The sequence below is a fragment of the Streptomyces sp. NPDC054956 genome, from assembly GCF_053609185.1.
The window spans coordinates 1-26283 of record NZ_JBSGXB010000079.1; the positions used below are offsets into that span (position 1 = coordinate 1).

Genomic DNA, 26283 nt, shown 5'->3' on the forward strand with positions numbered 1-26283 from the left:
GTGTGTTCGCTCAGCGGTTGGCGACGGCCTGCTTCACCAGCGTCCTGCCGAAGTCCCACATCAGCGCGCCACCGCCGTGCGCCTCGTCCATGACCTCGCGGAAGGCGCCGACGAACCGGTCGACGTCCGCCTCGTCCACGATCAGCGGCGGGATCAGCTTGATGACTTCGAGGTGGTCCCCGGAGACCTGCGTGAGGATGCGGTGCTTCTGCAGCAGCGGCACCACGACCATCTGCGCGAACAGCCCCTTGCGGGCCGCCTGCAGCATGGTCCACCGGCTCCGCAGCCCCAGCGAGGAGGGCCTGCCGAACTCGATGCCGATCATCAGCCCGCGTCCCCGCACCTCGTGCAGCAGCTCGTACTCGTCCACGAGCGCGGCGAGCCGGCCGCGCAGCAGGTCGCCCGTCGCGCGGGCGTTGGCGACCACCTGCTCGTCCTCCATGACGGAGAGCACCGCGAGCCCGGCGGCCATCGCCTGGGCGTTGGAGCCGAAGCTCGCGGAGTGGACGAGCACCCGGTCCATGGACGAGTAGACCTTCTTGAAGATCCAGTCCTTGCCCAGGGTGGCGCCGACCGGTACGTAGCCGCCCGAAAGGGCCTTGGCCACGCACACCAGGTCGGGTTCCACCCCGGCCTCGTGCTGGTAGGCGTAGAAGTCACCGGTCCGTCCGAGGCCGGTCTGCACCTCGTCCGCGATCAGCAGCGCCTTGTGCCGGCGCAGCAGCTCCTGCGCGGCGGGCAGGAAGCCGGGCGGGGCGGCCAGCACCCCCTTGCCCTGGATCGGCTCGACGACGAAGGCCGCCACGTCGCCCTTCTTCAGCTCCCGCTCCAGCGCGGCCAGGTCACCGAGGGCGATCCTGGTGTCGGGCAGCAGCGGGGCGAAGCCGTCGCGGAAGCCGCCTTCCCCGTTGACCGAGAGCGAGCCCGTGGTGAGCCCGTGGAAGGCGTGGTCGCAGTAGAGGACCCTGGGCCGCCCGGTGGCGTACCGGGCGAACTTCAGGGCGGTCTCCACCGCCTCGGTGCCGCTGTTGCCGAAGAAGACCCGGTCCAGGTGCGGGCTGTGGGAGAGCAGCTTCTCCGCCAGCAGCCCGGGCAGCGGCTGGCAGTCGAAGCGTGTGAGGTCGGCCAGCTGGGCGTCGAGGACGTCGTGCAGGGCCTGCCGGACCACCGGGTGGTGCCGGCCGAGGCCCATCACCCCGAACCCGGCCAGCATGTCGAGGTAGTCGTTGCCCTCGGCGTCCCAGAAGTGGGCTCCCTCGGCCCGCTCGTAGACCTTGTCGAAGCCGATGGTGTGCAGCATCCGGGGCAGCTGGTGGTTGAGGTGGCGGGCGTGCAGTTCGTACCGCTCGCCACCCCGCTCGGCCAGCAGGGCGCCGAGGTCGAAGCCCTTGCCCCGGCCGCCCTCCCCCGCGTGGCCCGTGCTCATGCCGGCTTGTCCCGGTTCCCGCCCACGGTCTCGCGGACCGCCCTCAGCGACTCCTTCAGCGACCCCATGGTGGCGAGGACGGCGGTGGGCTCGTACCCGCAGTGCGCCATGCAGTTCGCGCAGCGGGGGTCCTTCCCGCGGCCGTACTTGCTCCAGTCGGTGTCCTCGATCAGTTCCCGGTACGAGGGCACGTATCCGTCGCTCATCAGATAGCAGGGGCGCTGCCAGCCGAAGAGCGAGTAATTCGGAATGGCCCAGGCGGTGCAGGGGAAATCTGCCTTGCCTTCCAGGAAGTCCAGGAAGAGCGGGGAGTGGTTGAGCCGCCAGCGCCTCCGGTTGCCGCCCGCGAAGGCCTTCTTGAACAGTTCGCGGGTCTGTTCGACACCCAGGAAGTGTTCCTGGTCGGGGGCCTTTTCGTACGCGTAGGCCGGCGAGATCATCATCTCGTCCACCTGCAGGTCGTCATTGAGGTAGTTGAGCACCTCGATGATGGTCTGCGGGGTGTCCGTGTTGAAGAACGTGGAGTTGGTGGTCACCCGGAAACCGCGGCTCTTCGCCTCCTTGATGGCCGCGACCGCCTCGTCGAAGACGCCTTCCTTGGCCACCGATTCGTCGTGGCGCTCGCGCAGTCCGTCGATGTGCACGGCGAAGGCGAAGTACGGGGACGGGGTGAACTTCTCGATCTTCTTCCGGAGCAGCATGGCGTTGGTGCACAGGAATACGTACTTCCGCTTCGCCACCAACTGGCGCACGATCTCGTCGATCTGCGGGTGCATCAAGGGCTCGCCGCCGGCGATGGACACCATCGGCGCGCCGGATTCGAGTACGGCCCCGACGGCCTGGGCCACGGGCATGCGCTGCTTGAGCACCCCGGCGGGGTGCTGGATCTTCCCGCAGCCTTCGCAGGCGAGGTTGCAGGCGTAGAGCGGTTCCAGCTCGACGATCAGCGGAAACTTCTCACGCTTGCGCAGCTTCTGTTCGAGAAGATAGGTCCCGACCCTGATGGTCTGTCGCAGTGGCATTGCCATCTGGCTCACCTCCTGGGGAGCAGCAAAGAACGGTGCCAGTCATAGAACGCGGGCAGTACGGCACGCAGTACGCGAAAGGCCGATATTCCCCCCCGAACGGTGCCGATACGGACGAGCTCATGCTCCGGAGCGTCCACGATCACCCGGACGGCCGCAACCGGACGGTCCGCGCCGTCCGCGACGGGCCCGTCGCGGGTCGCGGTCCACAACGTGGCCGCGGATTCCATGTCGACCCCGATGGCGCCGGTGGCGCGCAGCTCCGCGCGCTCCTGGCCCCGGACGACGTGGTCGGATCCGGTCAGTGCGCCGAGGTGTACGGTCCGCCCGGGCAGGGCCCGGGACAGGGCCTCGGCGAGCAGGGCGGTACCGGCGCAGGCGACCGTGCCGCGCGGGTCCCGGGTCTCCTCGGCCACGATCAGGTCGCCGGGTCTCATGCCGGGCATCAGCCCGGCGCAGAATCCGGTGGCGAGCACGGCGGCCCCGCGCAGCGCCGGTTCGCCGAGCGCCCGGCTCACGGCGCGTTCGGCCGCGCGCGGACCCATGCCCGTGCGCAGGACCTCGTACCGCTCGGGCGCACCCGTCCCGCGCCCGCTGCGCAGGGCCGCCCGCTCGATGCGCAGCGCGCAGGCGACGAGCAGCGGGGGCGGCCGGTGCGGCGGGACCGGGGGGCCGGGCCTCATCGGGCCTCCCCGGCCGCCGGGACCGCACGCGCGGCGTGCGGGGCGCCGGCGTCCGCGTACCGGCCCTCCGGGCCGAACGGTTCTCCGTACAGGTAGCGGCCGAGCGCGGTGAGCGGGAAGACCTGCCGGTACAGGTGGTAGTTGATGGAGAAGTCCCAGGGGAAGCCGGTCCCGGTGAAGTACGGCTCGTCCCAGCTGCCGTCCTCGCGCTGGGTGGAGACGAGGTGGGCGATGCCCCGCTCGACGCTCTCGGAGTCGCGCTCCCCCGCCGACAGCAGCGCCATCAGCGCCCACGCCGTCTGGGAGGCGGTCGAGGCGCCCTTCCCGGCCCAGGACGGGTCCTTGTAGGAGCGCTGGTCCTCGCCCCACCCGCCGTCCGGGTTCTGTACGGATTCCAGCCAGCGCACGGCCCGCCGGATCGCGGGGTGCGAGGGGGCGAAGCCCGCCGCCGCCAGGGCCGGGACCACCGAGCCGGTGCCGTAGACGTAGTTGGTGCCCCAGCGGCCGAACCAGCCGCCCTCCGGCTCCTGTTCGGCGAGGAGCCAGGCGATGCCCCGCCGGGTGCGGGCGTCGCCCGCCTTGCCCTCGACGGCGAGCATCTCGACGACGTGCGCGGTGACGTCGGCCGAGGGCGGGTCGATGACCTCGCCGAAGTCGCAGAAGGGCAGTTTGTTGGGCAGGGGGCTGGTGTTGTCGGCGTCGAAGGCCCCCCAGGCACCGTTCTTCGACTGCATGCCCAGGTTCCAGGACACCCCGCGGGCGATGGCCGCCTCGACGCGTGCCGGATCGGGGTGCTTGACCCGGCGCAGCGCGAGGACGACCTCGGCGGTGTCGTCGATGTCGGGGTAGGTGTCGTTGTGGAACTCGAACGCCCAGCCGCCCGGGGCCAGTCCGGGCCGGCGCACGGCCCAGTCCCCGCTGCGCGTGATCTCCTCGCCGAGCATCCAGTCGGCCGCCTTGACCAGGGCGGGGTGGTCGGGGCGCACCCCGGCGTCGGCCAATGCGATGGCGGCCAGGCAGGTGTCCCACACCGGGGACTGGCAGGCCTCGATCATGCGGGAGCCGTCCGGGCGCCAGACGGCGAACCGGTCCAGGGACTCCAGTCCGGCCCGCATCACGGGGTGTCCGAGGTCGTAGCCGAGCAGGTGCAGGGCGATGACGGAGTACACGGCGGGCGGCTGGATCCCGCCCCAGCAGCCGTCGTTCTCCTGGCGCTCCACGATCCAGCGGCCGGCGCTCGCCATGGCCGCCGCGCGCAGCCGGCGCGGGGCGAACCGGCGGTAGAGGTGCAGCGCCCTGTCCATCCGCTGGAAGGCGCCTCCCCAGGTGGTGACGGGGTCGGGCCGCTTGGGCGGGTAGGGCCTGCGCGCGTCGGTGTGCAGCTCGTCCAGGGCGAAGGGGGCCGGGCGGACGGGGCGCAGGGCCGAGACGATGGTGAGGGGGACGATGGTCTGCCGGGCCCAGCAGCCGAAGTCGTAGATGTTCAGCGGCACCCAGGAGGGCAGGAAGACCAGCTCGGGCGGGAGTTCGGGCAGGTGGTCCCATTTCCACCAGCCGAAGAGCGCGAGCCAGATCCGGGTGAAGACGCGGGCGGCGGCGATCCCCCCGTGGCCGCGGATCCACGCCGAGGCGCGGGCCATGTGCGGGGCGTCGGGCGCGTCCCCGGCGAGGCGCAGGGCCACGTAGGCCTCGACGGTGGCGGACAGGTCGGCGGGGCCTCCGTGGAAGGTGGCCCAGGTGCCGTCGGAGTGCTGCTCGCCGCGGACGAACAGGGCGGCGGCCCGTGTGGTGGCCTCGTCCCGGATGCCGAGGAACTGGCGCAGCAGGAGGTCCTCGGCGTCCATGGTGACGTTGGTCTCCAGGTCGCCCTTCCACCAGCCGGCCTCGTCCTGCCGGTCGAGCAGGTTGCGCACCGCTCTGGCGGTGGCTTCCTGAACGCCGCGGACCGGGCCGCGGGCGCCGCCCGGCATTCGGGCGGGTCCGGCGTCGTCGGCATCCGCGCCGGCTCCGCCGTCGGTCGTCGCTGTCATGGCTTCCCCTTTGCGTGCAGTGTCCTCTGCTGTCATCCGCTGTACTGGGGGTTGCCGTCGACCGGTACTACCAGCAGGCAGTACCGGCCGGCGACTCGCGATTCATATGCGTGATCGGGTGGCGATCACCTCTTGCGCACGACGACGAAGTCGGCGAGCGCCACGAGCTGGTCGCGCACGTTCGGGTTCATGTCCACGTCGTCGAGGGCCTTGATCGCCACCGCGTGCTGGCGGCGCGCCTCGTCGGCGGTCCACTGGCGGCCGCCCGCGGCCTCGATGAGCGCCGCGCGGGCCGCGAACTCCTCCTCGGAGAAGTTCTCGAAGTCGTTGCTCTTGGCGTCGGCGGCGAGCAGTTCGGCGAGTTCCTCGCTGGCCGGGCCGCCGGCCGCGAGGGCGGCGACGACGGGCAGCGACTTCTTGCGCTGGCGCAGGTCGCTCCAGGTCTGCTTGCCGGTGGACTCCGGGTCGCCCCAGATGCCCAGGAGGTCGTCGACGGCCTGGAAGGCGAGGCCGAGGTGGTAGCCGTACTCCTCCAGCTTGTCGGCCGTACGGTCGTCCGCGCCGCCGAGCACGGCGCCGATGGAGACCGCGCAGGCGAGCAGGGCGCCGGTCTTGTTGCCCTCCATCTCCAGGCATTCCTCGACGCTGACGCTCTCGCGGTGCTCGTAGGAGATGTCCTGCGCCTGGCCGTCGATGAGCTTGCGCGAGGCGGTGGTCAGGCGCATCGCGGCGCGTCCCGCCTCGACCGTGCCGAGCTCCAGAAGCACCTCGTTGGCGAGGGCGAAGAGCGCGTCGCCGACGAGGATGGCCAGGGCCGGCCCGTGGACCTTCCAGACGGTGTCGCGGTGGCGGCGCTGCTCGTCGCCGTCCATCAGGTCGTCGTGCAGCAGCGAGAAGTTGTGGACGAGCTCGACGGCGACGGCGCCCGGGATGCCGACCTCTGCCGTGGCGCCCGCGGCCTCGGCGGAGAGCAGCGCGAGGGCGGGGCGGACGGCCTTGCCGCCGTCGCCGTCCGCCGGGTTGCCCTGGGCGTCGATCCAGCCGAAGTGATAGGCGGCGACGGTGTCCATGGGCGCGGCGAGCCGGTCCACGGCGGCGCGGAGGGCGGGCGTCGAGAGCGTGCGGCCGCGTTCCAGGAGGGCGAGCGTGTCCGCCTTCTCCCCACCGGCCGTGCCCGTGCTGGCGTCCGTGTTCTCGACGGCCGGATTCCCCGGGTTCACTGGCTCTCCTCTGGTTCCTGTACGTACTGCGGTGCGTGCTGCTGCGGTACCCGTGGTGCTGATGGTGCGGGTACCGATGGTGCCGGTGGTCGTCATGCCGCCTCCTGCAAGGGGTGTTCGCGATGGCGGCCCAGCATCCCGAGCGCGGCATGAGCCGCACTCAGTCCGCTGCGGACGGCGCTCTCCATGGTCGCGGGCCAACCCGTCGCGGTCCACGCACCGGCGAGGTAGAGGCCCGGCGTGTCGGTCCGCGCGCCGGGTCGCAGGCGCCCGACGCCGGGGGTGGGGGCGAACGTCGCGGTCCGCTCCCGGGTGACGAAGAAGTCCCGGACCTTGGCTCCGCGCGCGGCGGGCAGCAGCCGTTCCAGCTCGGGCAGGTACTTGGCGCGCAGGACCGAGACGGGCTCGTCGATGTCCTCGTGGGCGACGGACTGGGACAGGGCCAGGTACTGGCCGCCGTCGGGGAGCCCGGAGGAGTCGGTGCGGTCGAAGACCCACTGGACCGGGGAGCCGAGCGCCGCGAAGAACGGCTGCTTGAGCACCTTTCGGTCGTATACGACGTGCACGTTGAGGATCGGCGCGGTGCCGATGTCGAGGAGCTTGTCCGGGTCGGCGAGCGCGCCGGCCGGGAGCAGCCCGTGCGCCTCGCGCTGCGGTACGGCCAGGACGACGGCGGCGGCCTCCAGCGACTCCTGCTCGGTGTCGACCCGCCAACCGCCCTCCGCCGTACGGGAGATGCCGGTGACCCGGGTGCGCAGTTCGGTGCGGACCCCGGCCGCGTCCAGGGCCTTGCGGGCGAGGGTGTCGTGCAGGTCGCCGAGGGGTACGCGGGCCCAGCCGATGTCGGCCGCGCCGTTCTCGGAGAGCAGGCCGGTCTTGAAGACCATGGCGGCCAGGCCCAGCGAGGAGTGCTCGGCGGTCGCGTTGAGGGTGGCGATGCCGACGAGGTCCCACAGCGCCTCGATGGTGCGCGGGCTCTGGCCGTAGCGGGCGAGCCAGGTCGCGAAGTCCAGGCCGTCGAGGGCCGGGTCGGCGGGGTCGAGGCGGCGCAGCGCGAGGGCGGCGCGCCCGACGCTCGCCCGTTCGGCGAGCGAGAGGTGGGGGTAGCGGGCCAGCGAGCCGGCCAGGTGCAGCGGTACGGGCAGAGCGCTGCGGCGCAGCCGGCCGAGCCGGGGGCCGCCGGGGTGGGCGACGTCCAGGACGGGTACGTCGAGCCGGTCCTGGAGGGGCGCCAGGTCGGCGCCCCCGACGCGGTCGAGGAACCACCGGTAGGCGGTGCAGCAGCGCAGGTAGACGTGCTGGCCGTTGTCCACGGTCAGGTCGCCGCGCTTGAAGGAGAACGCGAGGCCGCCGAGCCTGGGCCGGCCCTCCAGCAGGGTCACCCGCAGACCCGCGTCGGCGAGTTCCAGCGCGGTGGTGACGCCGGCGAGACCACCGCCGACGACCACGGCGTGCTGCCCGGTCATACGTCCTCCTCCGTCGCTCCGACAGACGCCGCGGCGCGCGGCGGGGTTGCCTCGCGCGGCACTGGCGTTCGGTTCGCGGGCCCGGCCGGGCGGCCCGCCGCCATCAGAGCCGCCTCCTGGTGCTCTGGCGCGAGATGGTCCGGGCGTCGAGCCCGGAGAGCCCGCGGACGGCCACGTACGCCTTCTCGTGCGGCGGCAGCGAGACCCGGCCGCGGAGCACGGCCTCGGGCTCGCGCTCGATGCGGTCCAGCAGGCGCCGGTAGATGCCGGCCATGGCGGCGACACAGGCGCCGCTGCGCCGGTCGAGCATGGGCAGCAGCCGGTAGCCCTCGACGAACAGGGCGCGGGCGCGCCGCACTTCGTGGTGGACGAGCCCGTCGAAGTCGGAGCCGGCGGGCATCCGGTCGCTGTGGAAACCGTCCGAGCAGCCGAACTTGGCGAGGTCCTCGGCGGGCAGGTAGGTGCGCCCGTTGCCCGCGTCCTCGCGTACGTCCCGCAGGATGTTGGTGAGTTGCAGGGCGAGGCCGAGGGTGTCGGCGTACTCCCCGGCCCGCGCGGCGTCGTGCGCGCCGGGGGCGGTGCCGAACACGCCGAGCGAGAGCCGGCCGATGGCTCCGGCCACGCAGCGGCAGTAGACCTTGAGGTCCTCCCAGGTCTCGTACGTCTCTCCGCGCACGTCCATCAGGACGCCGTCGATGAGCTCGTCGAGGCCTTCGAGCGGGATCGGGAAGCGGGCGGCGGCGTGCGCGAGGGCGACGGCGACCGGGTCGGTGTCGTCCTCGTCGATCTCCTCGGCGCGGATCCGGCCGAGGAGGGTACGGGTCTCCTCCAGCCGGGCCAGCTTGACCTCGGGCGGCAGGGTGCCGTCGCCGATGTCGTCGACCCGCCGGGAGAAGGCGTACAGCGCGGACATCGCCTGCCGCTTGTCGGCGGGCAGCAGCCGGATCCCGTAGGCGAAGTTGCGCGCCTGCGCGCCGGTGACGGCCTCGCAGTAGCTGTAGGCCGCCGAAACCGGTGCGGACATTGCTGTGGGAGCGGACGGGGCGCCCGGTGCGGACGCGTGTGTGGGGCCCTCCACGGTCGGGCTCACCCCTTTCTCGGCGCTGTGCGCAGGACGGCGGCCACCTCGCGGAGCAGGCCGCGCTTGGTGGGCTTGGGGGGACCGGTCAGGACGTCGAAGCCGGCGGCGGTGACGGCTCCGAGGGCGGCGCGCCCTCCTCCCACGAACCCGGCGAGCAGCAGCCGCAGCCTTCCGTCGACGCTGCCCACGAGCGGTGTGCCCTCGTTCAGGAGGTCCCGCGCGCGTTCGGTTTCGAAGGCGATCAGGGAGCGTACGGACGCTCCGGCGGTCGGGGCCCTCAGGTCGGCCTCGGCCACGTGGAAGCGGCGCATGTCCTCGCCCGGGAGGTAGATCCGGTCGCGGCCGAGGTCCTCGGCGACGTCCTGGAGGTGTTCGGCGATCTGCAGGGCGGTGCAGACGGCGTCGGAGCGGCGGATCCGCTCGGGGGTGGCGGTGCCGGTGAGCTGGAGCACGAGGCGGCCCACCGGGTTGGCGGAGAGCTCGCAGTAGCCGAGCAGGTCGCCGTACGTCTCGTAGCGCGCGACCCGCTGGTCCTGGCGGTTGGCCTCGATGAGTCCGAGGAACGGCTCGCGGGTGAGCCCGTGATCGCGTACGACGGGCTGCAGGGCCAGCATGAGGGGATGGCGCGGGGGGCCGTCCGTGCCGCCGAACACGCGGTGGAGGTCGGCCTCGAAGGCGTCGAGCATGGCCAGCCGGTCGTCCGCGGCGGCGGGGTCGAGGCCGAGGAGGACGGCGTCGCGGCCGCCCGGGGCGAGGTCGCCGTCGCCGATGTCGTCGACCAGGCGGGCGTACCCGTAGACCGCCATCAGTCCCTCGCGCCAGGCGCGGGGCAGGAAGGCGGGGGCGACGGGGAAGTTCTCGGTCCGGGCCTTGTCGAGGGTCGCGCCCGTCACGGAGGAGGGGGCGCCGAAGGTGCCGGGGGGTTCGGGGACCGCGTGCGGCCGGGGGCTGATGCCGTGCCCCGGGGTCACCGCCCGCCGCCCGTGGCGGGGACGGCCGTCGTGCCTGGGGGCCGGAGAATTCCCGTAGCCATTGCCGTCACATCTCCCGTTCTACACTGCCAAGCCAATACATCCCATTCCGGACACGCCGCCGGGATTTCCCCGGGGTGTCCCAGGCTATTCACCTGTATGGAATCGTCCCCTCTTGCCCGCGATTGGGGACTGGCCCAGCTTACGCTGTACAACGGCGCGACGGCTCGACGGGTATTCGGTCCACTACCGAATGTCGCCCGCGCAAATGACGCTCCGCCCCACTTCGGGGCATGCGACGGCCCCCGCCGCGCGAAGCGGCGGGGGCCGGCGGCGGTCCGTCAGCTGGTCGCCTTCTCGTATGCCGAGACGACTTCCTCGGTGGGACCGTCCATCAGGAGTTCGCCCCGCTCCAGCCACAGCACCCGGTCGCAGGTGTCGCGGATGGAGTTGTTGTTGTGGCTCACCAGGAATACGGTTCCGGCGGCCTTGCGCAGTTCGCGGATGCGCTCCTCGGAACGCACCTGGAACTTGCGGTCACCGGTGGCCAGCGCCTCGTCGATCATCAGGACCTCGTGGTCCTTCGCCGCGGCGATGGAGAAACGCAGTCGTGCGGCCATGCCGGAGGAGTAGGTGCGCATCGGCAGGGAGATGAAGTCCCCCTTCTCGTTGATGCCCGAGAAGTCGACGATGCCCTGGTAGCGCTCCTTGACCTGCTCCCGGGTCATGCCCATCGCGAGGCCGCCGAGGACCACGTTGCGCTCACCGGTGAGGTCGTTCATGAGCGCCGCGTTGACACCCAGCAGCGAGGGCTGGCCGTCGGTGTAGACCTTGCCCTCCTCGCAGGGCAGCAGACCCGCGATGGCGCGCAGCAGGGTGGACTTGCCGGAGCCGTTGGAGCCGATGATGCCGATGGCCTCGCCGCGGTACGCCGTGAAGGTCACCCCGCGCACGGCGTGGACCCGGCGGACGCCCGGCGCGTCGCGCTTGCCCCGGCGGACTATCTTGCTCAGCGCTGCGGTGGCGCTGCCCTTGCCGGAGCTGCCGGTGTTGACCCGGTACACGATGTGCACGTTGTCGGCGATGACGGTGGGGACGTGCCCCCGCTTGATCTCAGCCACGGCCGTAACGCTCCTCAGCCTTCCAGAAGTACACGAAGCCGCCGACGCCGATCAGGACCGCCCAGCCCGCGGCGAAGGCCCAGACGTGGGGCGGCAGGTTCTCGCGGCCGTAGTCGTCGATGAGCGCGAAGCGGACCAGGTCCATGTAGATCGCGGCCGGGTTCCACTGGAGCACGTCGGCGATCCACGCGGGCTTGTCCTTGAGCATCTCGCTGATCGAGAACATGACGCCGGAGGCGTACATCCACGTGCGCGTGACGAACGGCATGAGCTGCGCGAGGTCGGGGGTCTTGGAGCCCATCCGGCCGAAGATCAGCGCGAGGCCGGTGTTGAAGGCGAACTGGAGCACCAGCGCCGGGACGACCAGCAGCCAGGACAGCTGCGGGTAGTTGCCGAAGCCGACCGTGACGACGAGCACGACGATCATCGAGAACAGCAGCTGCTGGAGCTGCTGCAGCGAGAACGAGATCGGCAGCGAGGCGCGCGGGAAGTGGAGGGCGCGGACCAGGCCGATGTTGGCCGGAATGGCTCTGACGCCGGCCATCAGCGAGCTCTGCGTGAAGGTGAAGACGAAGACGCCGATCACCAGGAAGGGGATGTAGTCGTGCTTGTTGATGCCACGGCCGGCGTCGAGGATCAGACCGAAGATCAAGTAGTAGACCAGGGCGTTCAGCAGTGGGGTCGCCACCTGCCAGATCTGGCCGAGCTTCGCCTGGCTGTACTGGGCCATCAGCTTGGCGCGGGAGAACGCCATGATGAAGTGGCGCCGGTCCCACAGCTGCCGTACGTATGCGACCAGACCCGGCCGGGCTCCACTGACGGACAGGCCGTACTTCCTGGCGAGCTCCGCGGGGGTCAGCCCCGCGTCTTCGGACGGCGGCTTGCTCGTGGCGAGGGCGCCGTCCTGGGTTGTGTCACTCACAAGATGAAACTTTCCGTCTTCATGATGCGGCAGAAGGTGGCATCGGGCCTGAGGCAATCGGAACGTGATCGCGCCATGTTCTCAGACGCGGGGTGTCAGATGACAGGCGGTCGGCCCAGCCGGGTCAGCCGCCAGACCGTACGCCATTTCATGGGGCGCCGGGGACCGCAGGAAGTGGTCCAACCCTCCTTGAACCCGCCGAACCAGGCCTTGAGCGCGGGTGCCGAAGGCCTGCGCAGGAGCGTCAGAACGAGCCAGACGCCCACGTAGACCGGAACCAGCGGGGCGGGCAGGTTGCGGCGGGCGAGCCACACCCGGTTGCGGGCCACCATACGGTGGTAGACCGCGTGCCGGGAGGGGGCCGTCGTGGGGTGGAGCAGCACCATGTCCGCGCGGTAGTCGATCAGCCACCCGGCGTCGAGCGCCCGCCAGGCCAGATCGGTTTCCTCGTGGGCGTAGAAGAACTCCCCGGGCAATGCGCCGACCTGCTCGAACACCTTCGTGCGGACGGCGTTGGCGCCGCCCAGGAAGGTGGTCACGCGCGAGGAGCGCATCGGGTCGGAGGCGCGCAGCCGGGGCACGTGACGGCGCTGGGTCTCGCCGGTCTCCGGATCGGCGATCCGGAAGCTGACGATGCCGAGCGCGGGGTCCTCGGCGAAGGCCTGCCGGCACAGCTCGGCGGTGTCGGTGCGCTCCAGCAGCCCGTCGTCGTCGAGGAAGAGCAGGGCGTCCACATCGCTGCCGCCGGGGCCGAAGGCCTCGATGCCGACGTTGCGTCCGCCGGGGATGCCCAGGTTCTCGGGCAGCTCGACGACGCGTACGCCCGCCGACGGGTCCGCCAGCCCGGGGAGCTCGACTCCCTGGCCCACGACGACGACCTCGACGGGGGCGCCTTCCTGCCGGGCCACCGAGTCCAGCAGCGCCTTGAGCTCGTCGGGGCGGTTGCCCATGGTGATGATGACGGCGCCCAGCCGCATCGGGGCCGTCACTTGAGCCTGCTGGAGGCCAGGACCGACACCAGGTGCAGCACCGTCTGCAGCAGTGCGATGCCCGCCAGGACGGCGACGCCGAGACGGGAGAAGTACAGGTCGCCGCGGACCTGGTCCACGACGGCCAGCACCAGGATCAGCAGCGAGGCCTCGATGCCGAGGACCAGGCGGTGGAACTTGAGCGCTGCGGCGGCCCGGCGGGCGAGCGCCATGCCGGACGAGCGCGGCGTGGCCGCCGCGTCCTTGACCACGGGCTTGCCGGCCTGGTGGCGGGCGACGCCGACCAGGTCGGTCTCGGCCTTGATCAGGATCGCGCCGAGCGCCGCGAGGGTGCCGAGGAACGCCCACAGCCAGTCGATGCGCCCGCCGCCCCACAGGTCGGCGGCGCGCAGGCCGAAGCCGACCAGCACCGCCGCGTCGCACAGGTACGCGCCGACGCGGTCCAGGTAGACCCCGGACAGCGAGAACTGCTTCTTCCAGCGGGCGACCTCGCCGTCGACGCAGTCGAGCAGCAGGTAGAGCTGGACCGCGACCACGCCGAGGACGGCGCCCCAGACGCCCGGCACCAGCAGGGCCGGGGCCGCGAGCACGCCGGCGAGGGTCATCACGTAGGTCAGCTGGTTCGGCGTGACCTTGGTGGTGACCAGGAGGCGGGTGATGCGCAGGGAGATCTCGCGCATGTAGAGGCGCCCGCCCCAGTGCTCGCCGCTGACCCGGTCCTTGACGCCCGCCGGGTGAACGACGGGCCGGAGTTCAGCTACGGATGGTCTTGGCATAGTCGGCGTATGCGTCCCTGATCTCGGCTGCGGACAAGTTGAGGTGCTCCAGGACGGTGAAGCGTCCCGGACGGGTCTGGGGGGCGTACTCCACGGCCGCGACGAACTCGTCGACGCTGAAGCCGATCTCCTCGGGGAGGACCGGCAGGCCGTGCCGGCGCAGCACCTCGACGAAGAGCCCGGACTGCTCCTTGGCCCCCCGCAGGTGCATGGCGAAGGCGGCGCCGAGGCCGACCTGCTCCCCGTGGAGCGCCGAGCGCCCGGGGTACAGCAGGTCGAAGGCGTGGCTGATCTCGTGGCAGGCGCCGGACGACGGGCGGGTGTCCCCGCTGATCGCCATGGCGATGCCGGAGAGGACGAGCGCCTCGGACAGCACGGTGAGGAACTCGTCGTCGCCGACCGTGCCGGGGTGGCGCAGCACGGACTCGCCCGCGGTACGGGCCATGGCGGCGGCCAGGCCGTCGACGGGCTCGGCGTTGAGGCGGTGCGAGAGCTCCCAGTCGGCGATGGCCGAGATGTTGGAGATCGCGTCGCCGATGCCGGCCCGGACGAACCGCGCCGGGGCCTCCTTGATGACGTCGAGGTCGACGACCATCGCGATCGGCATGGGGACTCCGTAGGAGCCCCGGCCGTTGTCGTTGTCCAGGATGGACACCGGCGAGCAGATGCCGTCGTGGGAGAGGTTGGTGGCGACGGCCACCATGGGCAGCCCGACCCGCGCCGCGGCGTACTTCGCCACGTCGATGATCTTGCCGCCGCCCAGGCCCACGACGGCGTCGTAGCGGCGGCCCTTTATGTCGTCGGCGAGCTTGACCGCGGAGTCGATGGTCCCGTCGACGACGGGGTACCAGTCGGCGTGCGGCAGTACGGGCTCCAGCTTGGCGCGCAGCACCGCGCCGGAGCCGCCGCTGATCGCGATCGCGAGCTTGCCGGAGGTGGAGACGCGCTGGTCGGCCAGGAGGCCGGCCAGATCGTCCATCGCCCCGCGGCTGATGTCGACGACGACGGGTGAGGGGATGAGCCGCGTCAGTACTGGCATGCGATCGTCCGGCCCTTGGCGAGGTCGTCGTGGTTGTCGATCTCGACCCACTTGACGTCGCCGATGGGGGCCACGTCGATGGTGAAACCGTCATCGACGAGCTGCTGGTAGCCGTCCTCGTAGTAGAGGTCGGGGTCGCGCTCGAAGGTGGTCTTCAGGGCCTCGGCCAGGGCCTCGGCCGCCTCGGGCTCGATGAGGGTGACACCGATGTACTCGCCGGTCGCGGTGGCGGGGTCCATCAGCTTGGTGATGCGCCGCACGCCCGCGTCGCCGTCGGTGATGACCTTCATCTCCTCGTCGGCCAGGTGCTTGACCGTGTCGAGGGCGAGGATGATCTTCTGGCCCTGGCCGCGGGCGGCCAGCAGGGTCTTCTCGACGGAGACCGGGTGGACGGTGTCGCCGTTGGCGAGGATCACGCCCTGCTTGAGGACCTCACGCGCGCACCACAGGGAGTAGGCGTTGTTCCACTCCTCGGCCTTGTCGTTGTCGATCAGCGTGATCTTGACGCCGTACTTGGCCTCCAGCGCCTCCCGGCGCTCGTAGACGGCTTCCTTGCGGTAGCCGACGACGATGGCGACCTCGGTGAGGCCGACCTCGGCGAAGTTGCCGAGCGTCAGGTCGAGGACCGTGATGCTCTCCTCGTCGCCTTCGGGGCCGACGGGCACGAGGGCCTTGGGCAGGGTGTCGGTGTAGGGACGCAGGCGGCGTCCGGCACCGGCAGCGAGGACGAGGCCGATCATGCTGGTTCTCCTTCGTCATGTACGGCGGGTGCCCCGGAGGAAACCCAGAAGCGGATGCTCTCCACGAGCACCACCAGTGCCACGAACACGGCCATGGCCGTGAGCGCGACGGGGAAGTCTGCGGCGCGCGATGCCAGGACGGCGGCCAGGACCGTGGTCACCAGGACCCGGCCTTCGTGCCCGCCGGTCGTCCGCACCAGCCAGTGCGGGGGCGCGCCGGTGCCACCGCGGATGCGGTACACCGTGTCGTAGTGATGGTAGGCGACCGCCGCGACCAGTCCGAATGCCGCGGGAAGGGCCCCGGGGACGTCCGCCTTGGCGGCGAGGATCAGCACGGTGGTGTACTCGGCTGCCCGGAAGACGGGCGGCACGAGCCAGTCGAGGGCTCCCTTGAGGGGGACCATGACGGCGCCGCCGGCGAAGAAGGCGTAGAGCCCGGCCGCGATGACCGTGCCCCAGCTGCCGAACGGCAGCTGCCAGGCGCCGTAGAGGAGCTGCGCCGAGGCCAGCACCGCGATGCCGAGGGTCCCCGGGGACTTGGCCCGTACGCGGTGGAGCGCCCCGGCGACCAGTTCGGCGACCGGACCGGAGTCGGTGAGGTCCGCGAGCGCCTGTGCGGCCCGGTCGGTACGGGTCGCCTTGCGGGTCAGCGAGCGCAGGACCCGGCCGGCGGTGGTGTAGAGCGCGCCGAAGGCGCAGCCGACGAGCAGGGCGTAGAAGACGGTCCGGGGGGTGGTGACGGCGGTCAGGACCGCGATCATCGCCCAGCGCTCACCGATCGGCAGGATGATCATCCGCCGTACCCAGACCGTCCAGCCGACGCTGTCGAGCTTGTCGGAGAGGGCGGCGGTGGGGCTCGTATTGGCGGTGGCGTCGTGGTTGGCCTCGTTGAAGGCGAAGTCCACGACGTGCCGGCAGGTCATCAGGATCATGGCGCCGAGCGCGAGGGCCCAGACGTCGTCGCCGTTTCTGGCCGCGCCGAGCGCGAGGCCCGCGTAGAAGGAGTACTCCTTGGCGCGGTCGAAGGTCGCGTCGAGCCAGGCGCCCATCGTCGAGTACTGGAGCGAGTAGCGGGCGAGCTGCCCGTCGGTGCAGTCCAGGACGAAGGAGAACAGGAGCAGCACGCCGGCCGTGACGTAGCCCCAGCGGTCGCCGGTGGCGGCGCAGCCGGCCGCGATCAGCGCGGTGATCAGGGAGGCGGTGGTGACCTGGTTCGGGGTCAGGCCGCGGCGCGCGCACCAGCGGGCGATGTAGCGCGAGTACGGGCTGATGAAGAAGGTGGTGAAGAACCCGTCGCGGGACTTCACGGCGGTGCGCAGCCGGACGGCCTCGTCGTCGACGGCGGCCACCGCGGCGGTCGCCGCCTCGCGCTCGGCGGCGGTCGTCGGGACGGCGGCGACCAGGGTGCCCAGTTCGGGGCGCTGGACGGTGGTGCCGGCGGCCTCGACGGCGGCGGCGAGCCGGTCCGCGTACGGGCCGGTCCCCCCGGCCGGGAGCGCGGCGGCCCTGTCCAGGGCCGCGCGGGCGCCCGGCTGTACGGCGAAGGCTCCGGTGACGGCGCAGGCGTCGAACCGCGGGTCGGTCAGCGCGAGCCGCAGCGCGTGCGCGTGGCCCACGAAGGCGCTGTCGACGACGGCCACCCGCTGGTCGGCGGGTACGAGGGCCAGGGCGTCGGCGGTGTCGCGCGGGGTGGCGGCGGGGCGGACGTCGAAGCCGAGGGAGCGCAGCTCGTCGGCGAGCGGCGATCCGGGCACCGGCTGGCCGGTAAGGATGACGGTCGGCAGACGAACTCACTCCTTGCACGCACACGGGACGTGCGCCAGGGGGGCGGCGGCACGTCGGCAGAGGCTATCGGATGAACGGAAGGAGGGGTTCACCACCCGTTTACACCCCGATAAGCCGAATATTCCGGGGCCGTGGGCCCTGAGGCGATCATCATTGACGAGAACGCCGGGGGACTCAAACCGCCTCGATGCTAGGCTGCATCGCAGACGTGTACGGGCACCGCCCATACGTCCGAAGCGCCTGATATGTCACATACGGAACCGAGCGAGGAAGAGGTGGGTTGATGACCGTCGCAGAGGTCGCGGCCACGGGCAGCGACGCACTCCGGCACATCCCCTCTTCCTTCCGGGCATCCGGCCAGGCCTGACCCTTTCTCGGCCTCGTCGGCCGGAGCCCTCGTTCAAGGGTTCACGTTGACCGACATCACCGCCAACACCGAGTTCTTCGAGTCCTTCATGGAACTGCACCGGGGCCTGCCCCGGCAGTCCCCCGGATCCGAGGCCACCACCCGTCACCTGCTGTCCCTGTGCGGACCGCTGCCCGAGCGGCCGCGCGTCCTCGATCTGGGCTGCGGTCCGGGCCCCAGCGCCCTGCTGCTCGCGGCCGAGGCCGGCGCCCGGGGCGCCGACGTCACCGCCGTCGACCTGTACCCGGGCTTCCTCGACGAGGTGCGCGCCGGCGCCGCGGCACGCGGGCTCGCCGACCGGGTCCACGCCGTCAAGGCGGACATGGGCGACCTCCCCTTTCCGGATGGTTCCTTCGACCTCCTGTGGGCCGAGGGTTCCGCCTACAACATCGGCTTCGCCACCGCGCTCGCGCGGTGGAAGCGGCTCCTCGCGCCCGGCGGCACGATCATGCTGAGCGAGTGCGAATGGACCGTCGACGAGCCCTCCGCCGGGGTCCGCGCCTTCTGGGACCCGCACTACGCGCTGCGCTCCACCGCCCGCAACCTGGCCGCGATCCAGGCCGCCGGATACCGGGTGCTCGGCGTCGTCCACCAGCCCGACTCCGACTGGGCCGCGTACTACGGCCCGCTCGGCGAGCGGGCCGCCGGGGCTCCGGAGCCTTCCGGGCCGCAGGCCGCGGCCGCGCTGGGCTTCGTACGCGAGGAGATCGACGTACGGGAGCGGTACGGGCACGAGTACGGGTACACGGCCTACGTCCTGCGCCCGGTCACGGCCGGCGACGGCGACGCCTGGCCCACGCGGCCGGAGACCCCGGCCGACGCGGCCGCCGTCCACGCGCTGAACTCGGCGGCCTTCGAGACCCGCGCCGAGGCGGACCTCGTGGACGCGCTGCGGGCGGACGAATCCTGGCTGCCCGGCCTCTCCTACGTGACCGAGGGCCCGGACGGGTCGGTCGCGGCGCACGCCCTGTTGACCCGGTGCGAGGTGGACGGGGCGGCGGCGCTCGCGCTCGCGCCGGTGGCCGCCGATCCCGCGCTCCAGCGTTCGGGCGCGGGCAGCGCGGTCGTACGAGCGCTGCTCGACGCGGCCCGCGAGCGCGGGGAATCGCTGGTCCTGGTCCTCGGGCATCCCGAGTACTACCCGCGCTTCGGTTTCGTGCCGGCTTCGCGCTACGGGATCCGGGCGCCCTTCGAGGTGCCCGACGAGGCGATGATGGCGCTGGTGCTCGACGACGGCGTGCCCGTTCCGGCGGGCACGATCCGGTATCCGGCCCCGTTCGGGATCTGACGCACGGCCCGGCAAACGGTCCGGCACAGGGCCTCGCGCACGGCCCGGCCCGCGGCCTGACGCGCTGAACGCGCTCCGCCCCCCGCCGCTTATCACGTGGCGGGGGGCGGACATGCGCGGATCCAGGAAGTCAGGGGTAGTCGCTTTTGTACGGCAGACTGAAGGCCGAAGTCCGAAGCGAAGGATGGGTATGCCGACCACACCAGCCACCGCCGCGAACAGCGCGTCCACCGGCACCGGCACTCAAGAACCGATCATGCTCGAACTGGTCGACGAGTCCGGCAGCACCATCGGCACGGCGGAGAAGCTCTCCGCCCACCAGGCCCCCGGTCTGCTGCACCGCGCGTTCTCCGTGTTCCTCTTCGACGAGCAGGGCCGCATGCTGCTCCAGCAGCGCGCCCTGGGGAAGTACCACTCCCCCGGCGTCTGGTCGAACACGTGCTGCGGTCACCCCTACCCGGGAGAGTCGCCCTTCGCGGCGGCGGCCCGGCGGACCCACGAGGAGCTGGGGCTCTCCCCCTCGCTGCTCGCGCAGGCGGGAACGGTGCGCTACAACCACCCGGACCCGGCGTCGGGCCTGGTGGAGCAGGAGTACAACCACCTGTTCGTGGGACTGGCGCAGTCGTCGGTGCGGCCCGATCCGCAGGAGATCGCGGACACGGCGTTCGTGACCGCGGAGGAACTGGCGAAGCGGCACGCCGAGGTTCCGTTCTCGGCCTGGTTCATGACCGTGCTCGACGCGGCCCGGCCCGCGATCCGCGAACTGACCGGCGACGCGGCGGGCTGGTAGAGGTCGCTCAGACCGCCGAGGCCGGGGTCCCGGCCGGCGACGCGGCGGGCGTGGTGAGCGGCAGGGCCGCCCAGATCACCTTTCCGCCCGTCGAGGTGTGCTCCACGTCGCAGACCCCGCCGGCCTCCAGCGTGATCTCCCTGACGAGGAGCAGGCCCCGGCCGCCGGTCTGGCCGAAGTCGGCCTCCAGGGCCTTGGGCCGGTACGGGTGGTTGTCCTCGACCGCCACCCGTACCCACTCCCGGCCGATGGCGACTTCGACCGCGACCTCCGGCGAGAGCAGCGCCGCGTGCCGGACCGAGTTCGTCACCAGTTCGGAGACGATCAGCAGCAGGGAGTACACCAGGTCCCGGTCGGCCGGCACCTCCTGGCGGCCGAGCAGGTCGCGGACCGCCCGGCGGGCCTGCGGAACGGATTCTTCTACTGCGGGAGCCGTGAAACGCCACACTCCCTCATATGCGAGGGGGGCAGCCGCGACCTCCGGCCCACCCCCCTCGACTGGCGGGACGCTCCCGCTGACATCCATCTCCCGGCCCCCGTCTTCACGCTCGATCGTCTCCACGCGTCAAGAGTGGGGACACGGGCGGTCCGGGCCGGACCACTGACCAGAAGTCAGCGTCAATCGGACACTTTCTGACCGCTGGCGTATGACAGAGTCAGTTGTTCGACTGTTCCTGATCTTCTGAGGGCTGCTTCCCCCCGGTCTCGCCCGTCCCCGCCGCCGCTCGCGGCACCCCCGCCGGCGCCGCCGGCCCGTCGTCGTCCCTGACCAACCCCAGGATGCGGCGCGCGCCCATGCCCAGCGCGATCAGACTCAGGCCGTCGAACAGCAGCGCGAGGGAGAAGAACGTTCCGATCACGTACAGACTGCTGCCGGGCCAGTTCGACAGGATCAGCAGGCCCAGCAGGATCCCGAAGGCCCCCTGGACGAGGGTCAGCCCGAAGTGCGCGCCGCGCACCACGACGGCGCCGGCCAGCCGGAACACCCCGCCGGTGAGGAAGAGCAGCGCGGCGAACATCGTCAGCGCCTCCGCGCTCGCCTCGGGGCGGCGCAGGATCACGAAACCCGCCGCCATGTTGATCGCGGCGACGATGACGGCGAGCCAGAAGTAGTTGCTCTTGCGGGACTGGACGGCCTGCAGGAGGCCCACCACACCGCCGGCCAGCAGCAGCCAGCCGAAGAGGAACATCGTGGTCAGGGTGGCGACACCGGTGTAGACGAGACCCACCAGCCCGGCCAGCACCAGGAGCACCCCGAGCAGGGCCATCACTCCGAAACTGCGGCTGACCTTCTGCTTGTCGCCCTTGTTGCCCTTGAGACCGTTGCGGTCTGCACGCTCGGTACGGTCTGCGCCCATGGACGCGCCACCTTTCAGCACCCCCGGGACGGACTCCCTGACCACCGGTGCGCCGACCTGCCGGGTACCGGTCTCTTGATCATAGGTTTGACCGACCGGGATAGCATCCGGCGCATGGACGCAGCCCTCCTCCCCTCCGTCGCCGACGGGGTCGCCACCGTAGTGATCTCGCACCCCGCCAAGCGCAACGCCATGACGGCGGCGATGTGGCGCGGCCTGCCCGGGCTGCTGGCCTCGCTCGCGGCCGACCCCGCCGTACGGGTGCTGGTCCTGACCGGAGCCGGCGAGACCTTCTGTGCGGGGGCGGACATCTCCTCCCTGACCGGCGACGACGATCCGCAGGCCCTGGCCGTGGCGGCGGAGGAGGCCCTGGCCGCCTTCCCCAAGCCCACGCTCGCCGCGATCCGCGGGTTCTGCGTGGGCGGCGGCAGCCAGCTGGCGGCCGCCTGCGACCTGCGCTTCGCACAGGAAGGTGCCTCCTTCGGCGTGACCCCGGCGAAGCTGGGCATCGTGTACCCGGCCTCCTCGACGCGCCGGCTCGCTGCGCTGGTCGGTCCGGCGACCGCCAAGTACCTGCTCTTCTCCGCCGAGTTGATCGACGCGGACCGGGCGCTGCGCACCGGCTTCCTGGACGAGCTGCTGCCGGCCGGCCAACTGGACAAGCGGGTCGCGGAGTTCACCCGGATCCTGGCCTCGCGCTCACAGCTCACCCAGGCCGCGGCGAAGGAGTTCGCGGACGGCCGCACCGACCGCGACGCGTACTGGGCCGCTCAGGCCGCCGGAAGCGGCGACGTCGCGGAGGGCGTCGCCGCGTTCCTGGAGCGGCGCCCGCCCGCCTTCACCTGGACCCCTCCAAGGGGTTGAACGCGCGCAGCCGTGCGACGATCTCGGCGGGCGCCTTCTCCGGCGAACCCGCGTCGTAGGGGGGCTGCGGGTCGTACTCGGTCATCAGCTGCACGGTCTGCGCGTACTCGTCCCCCGCGATGCGGCCGAGGAGCGTGAGCCCCATGTCGATCCCCGAGGAGACCCCGGCGGCGGTCACGTACTTCCCGTCGAAGACCACCCGCTCGCCGGTGGGTTCGGCGCCGAACGCGGGCAGTTGGTCCAGGTACAGCCAGTGGCCGGCGGCCCGCCGCCCTTCGAGCAGGCCGGCGGCCGCGAGCAGCAGCGAGCCGGTGCAGACGGACGTGGTCCAGGTGGTGGTGGCGTCGACGGCCCGCAGCCAGTCGAGGACGAGCGGGTTCGCCATCTGCGCCTCGGTGCGCGGCCCGCCGGGGACGATGACGATGTCCGGCCGCGTCACCTCGCCGAGCCCCTTGCCGGCGACGAGCTCGAGCGTCCCGTTGTCGGTCCGTACGGGCCCGGGCCGCTCGGAGACGAAGACGGTCTCGGCGCCCTGGAGCCGGCCGAGGGTGTCGAAGGGTCCGATGGCGTCGAGGGCGGTGAACCCGTCGTAGAGCAGTACGGCGATCTGCATGGCTCCTCCGGAGCGGTCGTGGGAACGGCGGGTGTCTACTGCTACTGCTGGTGCTGGTGCTGTGCGCCGAAGCGGCGGCGGTACTCGGCCGGGGACTGGCCCAGGGTCTTCACGAAGGCGCGGCGCAGGGCTTCGGGGGTGCCGTAGCCGCAGGCCCGGGAGATCTGGGCGACGCCCTCGCCGCCCTCCTCCAGCAGCCGCCGCGCGTGCTCCACCCGTACGCGTTCCACGTACCGGCCCGGCGTCACGCCCGTCTCGGCCTGGAAGGCCCGCGCGAAGTGCCGGGGCGAGAGCGCGGCCCGCGCCGCGAGCGCCTCCACGCTCAGGTCCTCCCCCGGGTGCTCGGTGATCCAGTGCTGCACCTCCTTGAGCGGCTCCCGCCGCGCCGTCTGCGCGGCGAGCTGCGCGCTGAACTGCGCCTGGTTCCCGGGCCTTCGCAGGAAGACCACCAGGTGCCGGGCGATCGAGACGGCGAGCTCCCGCCCGTGGTCCTCCTCCACGAGGGCGAGCGCCAGGTCGATGCCCGCCGTCACCCCGGCCGAGGTGGCCACCGGCCCGTCCCGGACGTAGATCGGATCGGGTTCGACGAGGACGGCCGGGTAGTCCCGGGCCATCTGTTCGCACACGTACCAGTGGGTCGTCGCGCGCCGGCCGTCCAGCAGTCCGGCCTCGGCCAGCAGCAGTCCCCCGGTGCACACCGACACCAGCCGCTCCGCGCGCGATCCGTGCGCGCGCAGCCAGTCGGTGAGCCGCGGCTCGAAGTCCCCCGTGTACTGCCCGCCCGGTACCAGCAGGGTGGTCCCGGCGCCCGGGCGCTCGCCCTCCAGGTCCCCGTCGGGGGCCAGCGTCAGCCCGCTGTTCGTCCGGACCGGGGCGCCGCCCGGGGAGACCGTGCGGATGGTGTACCGGGCCGGGCCGGGGTGCCGGTCGGCGCCGGCGAAGACCTCCACCGGCCCCGTGACGTCCAGGCTCTGCACGCCGTCGTAGAGGACGACGAGCACGTTTCGGGGCGACATGACCTCATCGTGTGACACCGCGCCGCATGGCCGCAATGACGTGCATCCCACCTATCCGGCCATGGTGCGGCCCTGCGCTCCCGTCCTGATCCCGTGGCCGGACCGGTGTCGTGACACCATGACCCGCCGGCCTTTTCCCGGTCGTCCCTCCGCCGGCCCCACCGGTCCCTGCCCGGCCCCACCGGTCCCCGCCCGTCCCTGCCCGCCCCCGCTCCGGAGCACGTCCTGAACGCCCTCGCCGCCGCGTCCCTGTCCACCGTCCTCCTCCTCGCGGTGCTCGCCTTCGCCGTCGTGCGTCCGCGGGGGCTGCCGGAGGCCGCCGCCGCCGTGCCCGCGGCCGGGCTGCTCGTCGCGCTGGGCGTCGTACCGCCCGCCGACGCGTGGGCGCAGGTGCGCGAGCTGCTGCCGGTGGTCGGGTTCCTCGCGGTGATCCTGGCGCTGGCCCGGCTCTGCGCCGACGAGGGACTGTTCCGGGCCGCCGGGGCCGCGGTGGCCCGGCGCGCGGCCGGGCGGGGGCCGACCGCCCTGCTGGGCGGGGTGTTCGCCGTGGCCTCGGTGATCACGGCCGCGCTGAGCCTGGACGCCACGGTGGTCCTGCTGACCCCGGTGGTACTGGCGACGGCCGCCCGGCTGGGGGCCCGGCCCCGGCCGCACGTGTACGCCACCGCGCACCTCGCGAACTCGGCCTCGCTGCTCCTGCCGGTCTCCAACCTCACCAATCTGCTGGCGTTCGCCGCGAGCGGGCTGTCCTTCACCCGGTTCGCGGCGCTGATGGCCCTGCCGTGGCTGGTCGCGATCGGGGTGGAGTACGCGGTGTTCCGCCGCTGGTTCCGCGCCGACCTGGCGGCCGCCCCGGAGCACGCCCCCGAGGCGCAGGAGCCGGCCCCCCTGCCCCGCTTCGCGGCGGGGGTGCTCGCGCTGACCCTGGGCGGCTTCGCCCTGGCCTCCTTCGCGGGGGCGAGCCCGGCCTGGGCGGCGCTCGCGGGCACGCTCGCACTGGCCGTACGGGCACTGCGGCGCCGGGAGACCACGCCGGTCCGGATCCTGGCGTCGACCGCCCCGGCCTTCTGCCTCTTCGTCCTGGCGCTGGGAGTGGTGGTCCGGGCCGTGGTGGACCACGGGCTGGGAACGGGGCTCGAGTGGGTGACGCCCGCCGGGGACTCGCTCCCGGCACTGCTCGCCGTGGCGGCGGTGGCGGCCGTACTCGCCAACCTGATCAACAACCTGCCCGCCGTGCTCGCCCTGCTCCCGGTGGCCTCGGCGGGCGGCGCGGGGCCGGTGCTGGCGGTGCTGATCGGCGTGAACATCGGACCCAACCTGACCTACGCGGGGTCGCTGGCCACGCTGCTGTGGCGGCGGATCCTGCACGCGCACGGCGATCGCGCGGACCTGGTGACGCTCCGGGACTTCACCCGGCTCGGCCTGCTGACGACCGTCCCGGCACTGGCCGCCGCGGTGACGGCCCTGTGGGCGGCGCTCCGCCTCGTCGGCGCCTGATCCCCGGGAACCGCAGGACGGGGCCACGGGCAGGTACGGGGCCACGGATAGGATCGCCCCATCATGACTGCAACCCTCGTCGCCAAGAAGCTCACCGCCGCGCACGGTGAGCGCACGCTCTTCGCCGATCTCGACCTCGTCGTCGCACCCGGCGACGTCATCGGCCTCGTCGGCGTCAACGGCGCCGGGAAGTCCACCCTGCTGCGCATGCTCGCCGGACTGGACGCCCCCGAAACCGGCGAGCTGCGGCTCTCCCCGCCCGGCGCGGCCGTCGGACACCTCCCGCAGGAACCCGAGCGGCGCCCCGGCGAGTCGATCCGGGAGTTCCTGGCCCGCAGGACCGGTGTCGCCGCCGCGCAGGCCGAGCTGGACGCGGCCACCCAGGGGCTCGTCGACGGCATCCCCGGCGCCGACGACGCGTACTCCGAGGCCCTCGACCGCTGGCTGAACCTCGGCGGCGCCGACCTCGACGAGCGGGCCCAGGAGGTCGCCGACGACCTCGGGCTGGCGGTGGGGCTCGACCTGCCGATGGCCGCGCTGTCCGGCGGCCAGGCCGCCCGCGCCGGTCTCGCCTCGCTGCTCCTGTCCCGCTACGACGTCTTCCTGCTCGACGAGCCGACCAACGACCTCGACCTCGACGGCCTCGAGCGCCTCGAGCAGTTCGTGAAGGGGCTGCGCGCCGGCACGGTCGTCATCAGCCACGACCGCGAGTTCCTCACGCGCACCGTCACCAAGGTCCTCGAACTGGACCTGGCCCAGCAGCAGATCAACCTCTACGGCGGCGGGTACGACGCCTACCTGGAGGAGCGCGAGCGCGCCCGGACGCACGCCCGCGAGGACTTCGAGGAGTACGCGGGCAAGAAGGCCTCGCTCGAAGGCCGGGCGCAGATGCAGCGCAACTGGATGGACAAGGGCGTGCGCAACGCCCGCCGCAAGGCGAGCGACAACGACAAGATCGGCAAGAACCTGCGCGGCGAGTCGAGCGAGAAGCAGGCCGCGAAGGCCCGCCAGACGCAGCGCGCGATCGAGCGGCTGGAGGTCGTGGACGAGCCGCGCAAGGAGTGGGAGCTGCGCATGGAGATCGCGGCGGCGCCGCGCTCCGGCTCGGTGGTCGCCACCCTGCGCGAAGCGGCCGTCCAGCGCGGGGAGTTCGGCTTCGGGCCGGCGAGCCTGCAGA

24 protein-coding genes are annotated in these 26283 nt (G+C 72.3%); 5 read left to right on the forward strand and 19 right to left on the reverse strand.

Annotation, left to right across the window (positions count from 1 at the left end; translation table 11 throughout):
* Positions 1-10 precede the first annotated feature (10 nt).
* From ACWGDE_RS15490 to ACWGDE_RS15560, 15 genes are all read right to left on the reverse strand, one after another.
* On the reverse strand, positions 11-1426 hold the full coding sequence (locus ACWGDE_RS15490) for an aspartate aminotransferase family protein (protein WP_453389498.1): 1416 nt from the start codon (positions 1424-1426) through the stop codon (positions 11-13).
* A complete protein-coding gene (gene hpnH, locus ACWGDE_RS15495; RefSeq protein ID WP_453389499.1) occupies positions 1423-2454 on the reverse strand; it encodes an adenosyl-hopene transferase HpnH in 1032 nt (343 codons plus the stop codon). Before hpnH ends, ACWGDE_RS15490 begins: the two co-directional genes overlap by 4 nt.
* A gap of 5 nt (positions 2455-2459) precedes the next feature.
* On the reverse strand, positions 2460-3134 hold the full coding sequence (locus ACWGDE_RS15500; RefSeq protein ID WP_453389500.1) for a phosphorylase family protein: 675 nt from the start codon (positions 3132-3134) through the stop codon (positions 2460-2462).
* Entirely contained in the window at positions 3131-5164 is a 2034-nt protein-coding gene (gene shc, locus ACWGDE_RS15505; RefSeq protein WP_453389501.1) for a squalene--hopene cyclase, read from the reverse strand. Before shc ends, ACWGDE_RS15500 begins: the two co-directional genes overlap by 4 nt.
* Positions 5165-5289: 125 nt before the next feature.
* A complete protein-coding gene (locus ACWGDE_RS15510; RefSeq protein ID WP_453389502.1) occupies positions 5290-6384 on the reverse strand; it encodes a polyprenyl synthetase family protein in 1095 nt (364 codons plus the stop codon).
* A gap of 92 nt (positions 6385-6476) precedes the next feature.
* Positions 6477-7850 (reverse strand): hydroxysqualene dehydroxylase HpnE, encoded by a 1374-nt coding sequence (hpnE, locus tag ACWGDE_RS15515; RefSeq protein ID WP_453389503.1) that lies wholly within the window; start codon positions 7848-7850, stop codon positions 6477-6479.
* A 103-nt stretch (positions 7851-7953) separates the two neighbouring features.
* Positions 7954-8940 (reverse strand): presqualene diphosphate synthase HpnD, encoded by a 987-nt coding sequence (gene hpnD / locus ACWGDE_RS15520; protein ID WP_453389504.1) that lies wholly within the window; start codon positions 8938-8940, stop codon positions 7954-7956.
* The gene (gene hpnC, locus ACWGDE_RS15525) at positions 8937-9824 is read right to left on the reverse strand and encodes a squalene synthase HpnC (RefSeq protein WP_453389516.1); all 888 of its coding nucleotides are present in this window, start codon (positions 9822-9824) and stop codon (positions 8937-8939) included. The genes hpnD and hpnC overlap by 4 nt, the downstream gene beginning before the upstream one ends.
* 419 nt (positions 9825-10243) lie before the next feature.
* The gene (locus ACWGDE_RS15530) at positions 10244-11023 is read right to left on the reverse strand and encodes an ABC transporter ATP-binding protein (protein ID WP_453389505.1); all 780 of its coding nucleotides are present in this window, start codon (positions 11021-11023) and stop codon (positions 10244-10246) included.
* The gene (locus tag ACWGDE_RS15535; protein WP_453389506.1) at positions 11016-11945 is read right to left on the reverse strand and encodes an ABC transporter permease; all 930 of its coding nucleotides are present in this window, start codon (positions 11943-11945) and stop codon (positions 11016-11018) included. The genes ACWGDE_RS15530 and ACWGDE_RS15535 overlap by 8 nt, the downstream gene beginning before the upstream one ends.
* 95 nt (positions 11946-12040) lie before the next feature.
* A complete protein-coding gene (locus ACWGDE_RS15540; RefSeq protein WP_453389517.1) occupies positions 12041-12922 on the reverse strand; it encodes a glycosyltransferase family 2 protein in 882 nt (293 codons plus the stop codon).
* An 8-nt stretch (positions 12923-12930) separates the two neighbouring features.
* On the reverse strand, positions 12931-13710 hold the full coding sequence (locus ACWGDE_RS15545) for a CDP-alcohol phosphatidyltransferase family protein (protein ID WP_453389507.1): 780 nt from the start codon (positions 13708-13710) through the stop codon (positions 12931-12933).
* Positions 13688-14749, reverse strand: coding sequence for an iron-containing alcohol dehydrogenase family protein (locus ACWGDE_RS15550; RefSeq protein WP_453389508.1), 1062 nt, complete (start codon positions 14747-14749; stop codon positions 13688-13690). The genes ACWGDE_RS15545 and ACWGDE_RS15550 overlap by 23 nt, the downstream gene beginning before the upstream one ends.
* A complete protein-coding gene (locus ACWGDE_RS15555; RefSeq protein ID WP_453389509.1) occupies positions 14737-15489 on the reverse strand; it encodes a phosphocholine cytidylyltransferase family protein in 753 nt (250 codons plus the stop codon). The genes ACWGDE_RS15550 and ACWGDE_RS15555 overlap by 13 nt, the downstream gene beginning before the upstream one ends.
* A complete protein-coding gene (locus ACWGDE_RS15560) occupies positions 15486-17273 on the reverse strand; it encodes a DUF5941 domain-containing protein (RefSeq protein ID WP_453389518.1) in 1788 nt (595 codons plus the stop codon). The genes ACWGDE_RS15555 and ACWGDE_RS15560 overlap by 4 nt, the downstream gene beginning before the upstream one ends.
* Positions 17274-17687: 414 nt before the next feature.
* Between ACWGDE_RS15560 and ACWGDE_RS15565 the strand changes: the two genes are divergently transcribed.
* Both ACWGDE_RS15565 and idi read left to right on the forward strand, forming a co-directional pair.
* On the forward strand, positions 17688-18968 hold the full coding sequence (locus ACWGDE_RS15565) for a GNAT family N-acetyltransferase (RefSeq protein ID WP_453389510.1): 1281 nt from the start codon (positions 17688-17690) through the stop codon (positions 18966-18968).
* A gap of 190 nt (positions 18969-19158) precedes the next feature.
* Complete coding sequence (idi, locus tag ACWGDE_RS15570; RefSeq protein WP_453389511.1) at positions 19159-19758, forward strand: isopentenyl-diphosphate Delta-isomerase; 600 nt, start codon at positions 19159-19161, stop codon at positions 19756-19758.
* Positions 19759-19765: 7 nt separating this feature from the next.
* On the opposite strand, the gene ACWGDE_RS15575 is transcribed toward idi, so the two are convergent.
* Together ACWGDE_RS15575 and ACWGDE_RS15580 are read right to left on the reverse strand one after the other, a co-directional pair.
* Entirely contained in the window at positions 19766-20284 is a 519-nt protein-coding gene (locus ACWGDE_RS15575) for an ATP-binding protein (RefSeq protein ID WP_453389519.1), read from the reverse strand.
* Between the two features lie 130 nt (positions 20285-20414).
* Positions 20415-21026, reverse strand: a complete 612-nt coding sequence (locus tag ACWGDE_RS15580; protein ID WP_453389520.1) for an HdeD family acid-resistance protein — start codon at positions 21024-21026, stop codon at positions 20415-20417.
* 204 nt (positions 21027-21230) lie between these two features.
* Between ACWGDE_RS15580 and ACWGDE_RS15585 the strand changes: the two genes are divergently transcribed.
* The gene (locus tag ACWGDE_RS15585; RefSeq protein WP_453389512.1) at positions 21231-21980 is read left to right on the forward strand and encodes an enoyl-CoA hydratase/isomerase family protein; all 750 of its coding nucleotides are present in this window, start codon (positions 21231-21233) and stop codon (positions 21978-21980) included.
* On the opposite strand, the gene ACWGDE_RS15590 is transcribed toward ACWGDE_RS15585, so the two are convergent.
* Entirely contained in the window at positions 21955-22593 is a 639-nt protein-coding gene (locus ACWGDE_RS15590; protein ID WP_453389513.1) for a DJ-1/PfpI family protein, read from the reverse strand. The genes ACWGDE_RS15585 and ACWGDE_RS15590 overlap by 26 nt on opposite strands.
* Positions 22594-22634: 41 nt before the next feature.
* Complete coding sequence (locus ACWGDE_RS15595) at positions 22635-23609, reverse strand: GlxA family transcriptional regulator (RefSeq protein WP_453389514.1); 975 nt, start codon at positions 23607-23609, stop codon at positions 22635-22637.
* 225 nt (positions 23610-23834) lie between these two features.
* Here ACWGDE_RS15595 and ACWGDE_RS15600 point away from each other — a divergent pair, with 225 nt between their 5' ends.
* Both ACWGDE_RS15600 and ACWGDE_RS15605 read left to right on the forward strand, forming a co-directional pair.
* Positions 23835-25106: an SLC13 family permease gene (locus ACWGDE_RS15600; protein WP_453389521.1), complete on the forward strand. Its 1272-nt coding sequence runs from the start codon at positions 23835-23837 to the stop codon at positions 25104-25106.
* 63 nt (positions 25107-25169) lie between these two features.
* On the forward strand, positions 25170-26283 hold a 1114-nt coding region (locus ACWGDE_RS15605), incomplete at its 3' end, for an ATP-binding cassette domain-containing protein (protein WP_453389515.1).

What these genes read in the sequence shown, in the direction of transcription:
- ACWGDE_RS15590 (WP_453389513.1), bottom strand. Translation starts at nt 22,593, where the DNA reads ATGCAGATCGCCGTACTGCTCTACGACGGGTTCACCGCCCTCGACGCC.
- ACWGDE_RS15555 (WP_453389509.1), bottom strand. Translation starts at nt 15,489, where the DNA reads ATGATCGGCCTCGTCCTCGCTGCCGGTGCCGGACGCCGCCTGCGTCCC.
- ACWGDE_RS15585 (WP_453389512.1), top strand. Translation starts at nt 21,231, where the DNA reads ATGGACGCAGCCCTCCTCCCCTCCGTCGCCGACGGGGTCGCCACCGTA.
- ACWGDE_RS15540 (WP_453389517.1), bottom strand. Translation starts at nt 12,922, where the DNA reads ATGCGGCTGGGCGCCGTCATCATCACCATGGGCAACCGCCCCGACGAG.
- idi (WP_453389511.1), top strand. Translation starts at nt 19,159, where the DNA reads ATGCCGACCACACCAGCCACCGCCGCGAACAGCGCGTCCACCGGCACC.
- hpnE (WP_453389503.1), bottom strand. Translation starts at nt 7,850, where the DNA reads ATGACCGGGCAGCACGCCGTGGTCGTCGGCGGTGGTCTCGCCGGCGTC.
- ACWGDE_RS15500 (WP_453389500.1), bottom strand. Translation starts at nt 3,134, where the DNA reads ATGAGGCCCGGCCCCCCGGTCCCGCCGCACCGGCCGCCCCCGCTGCTC.
- hpnH (WP_453389499.1), bottom strand. Translation starts at nt 2,454, where the DNA reads ATGGCAATGCCACTGCGACAGACCATCAGGGTCGGGACCTATCTTCTC.
- ACWGDE_RS15580 (WP_453389520.1), bottom strand. Translation starts at nt 21,026, where the DNA reads ATGGCCCTGCTCGGGGTGCTCCTGGTGCTGGCCGGGCTGGTGGGTCTC.
- ACWGDE_RS15575 (WP_453389519.1), bottom strand. Translation starts at nt 20,284, where the DNA reads ATGGATGTCAGCGGGAGCGTCCCGCCAGTCGAGGGGGGTGGGCCGGAG.
- ACWGDE_RS15550 (WP_453389508.1), bottom strand. Translation starts at nt 14,749, where the DNA reads ATGCCAGTACTGACGCGGCTCATCCCCTCACCCGTCGTCGTCGACATC.
- shc (WP_453389501.1), bottom strand. Translation starts at nt 5,164, where the DNA reads ATGACAGCGACGACCGACGGCGGAGCCGGCGCGGATGCCGACGACGCC.
- ACWGDE_RS15595 (WP_453389514.1), bottom strand. Translation starts at nt 23,609, where the DNA reads ATGTCGCCCCGAAACGTGCTCGTCGTCCTCTACGACGGCGTGCAGAGC.
- ACWGDE_RS15490 (WP_453389498.1), bottom strand. Translation starts at nt 1,426, where the DNA reads ATGAGCACGGGCCACGCGGGGGAGGGCGGCCGGGGCAAGGGCTTCGAC.
- ACWGDE_RS15545 (WP_453389507.1), bottom strand. Translation starts at nt 13,710, where the DNA reads ATGCCAAGACCATCCGTAGCTGAACTCCGGCCCGTCGTTCACCCGGCG.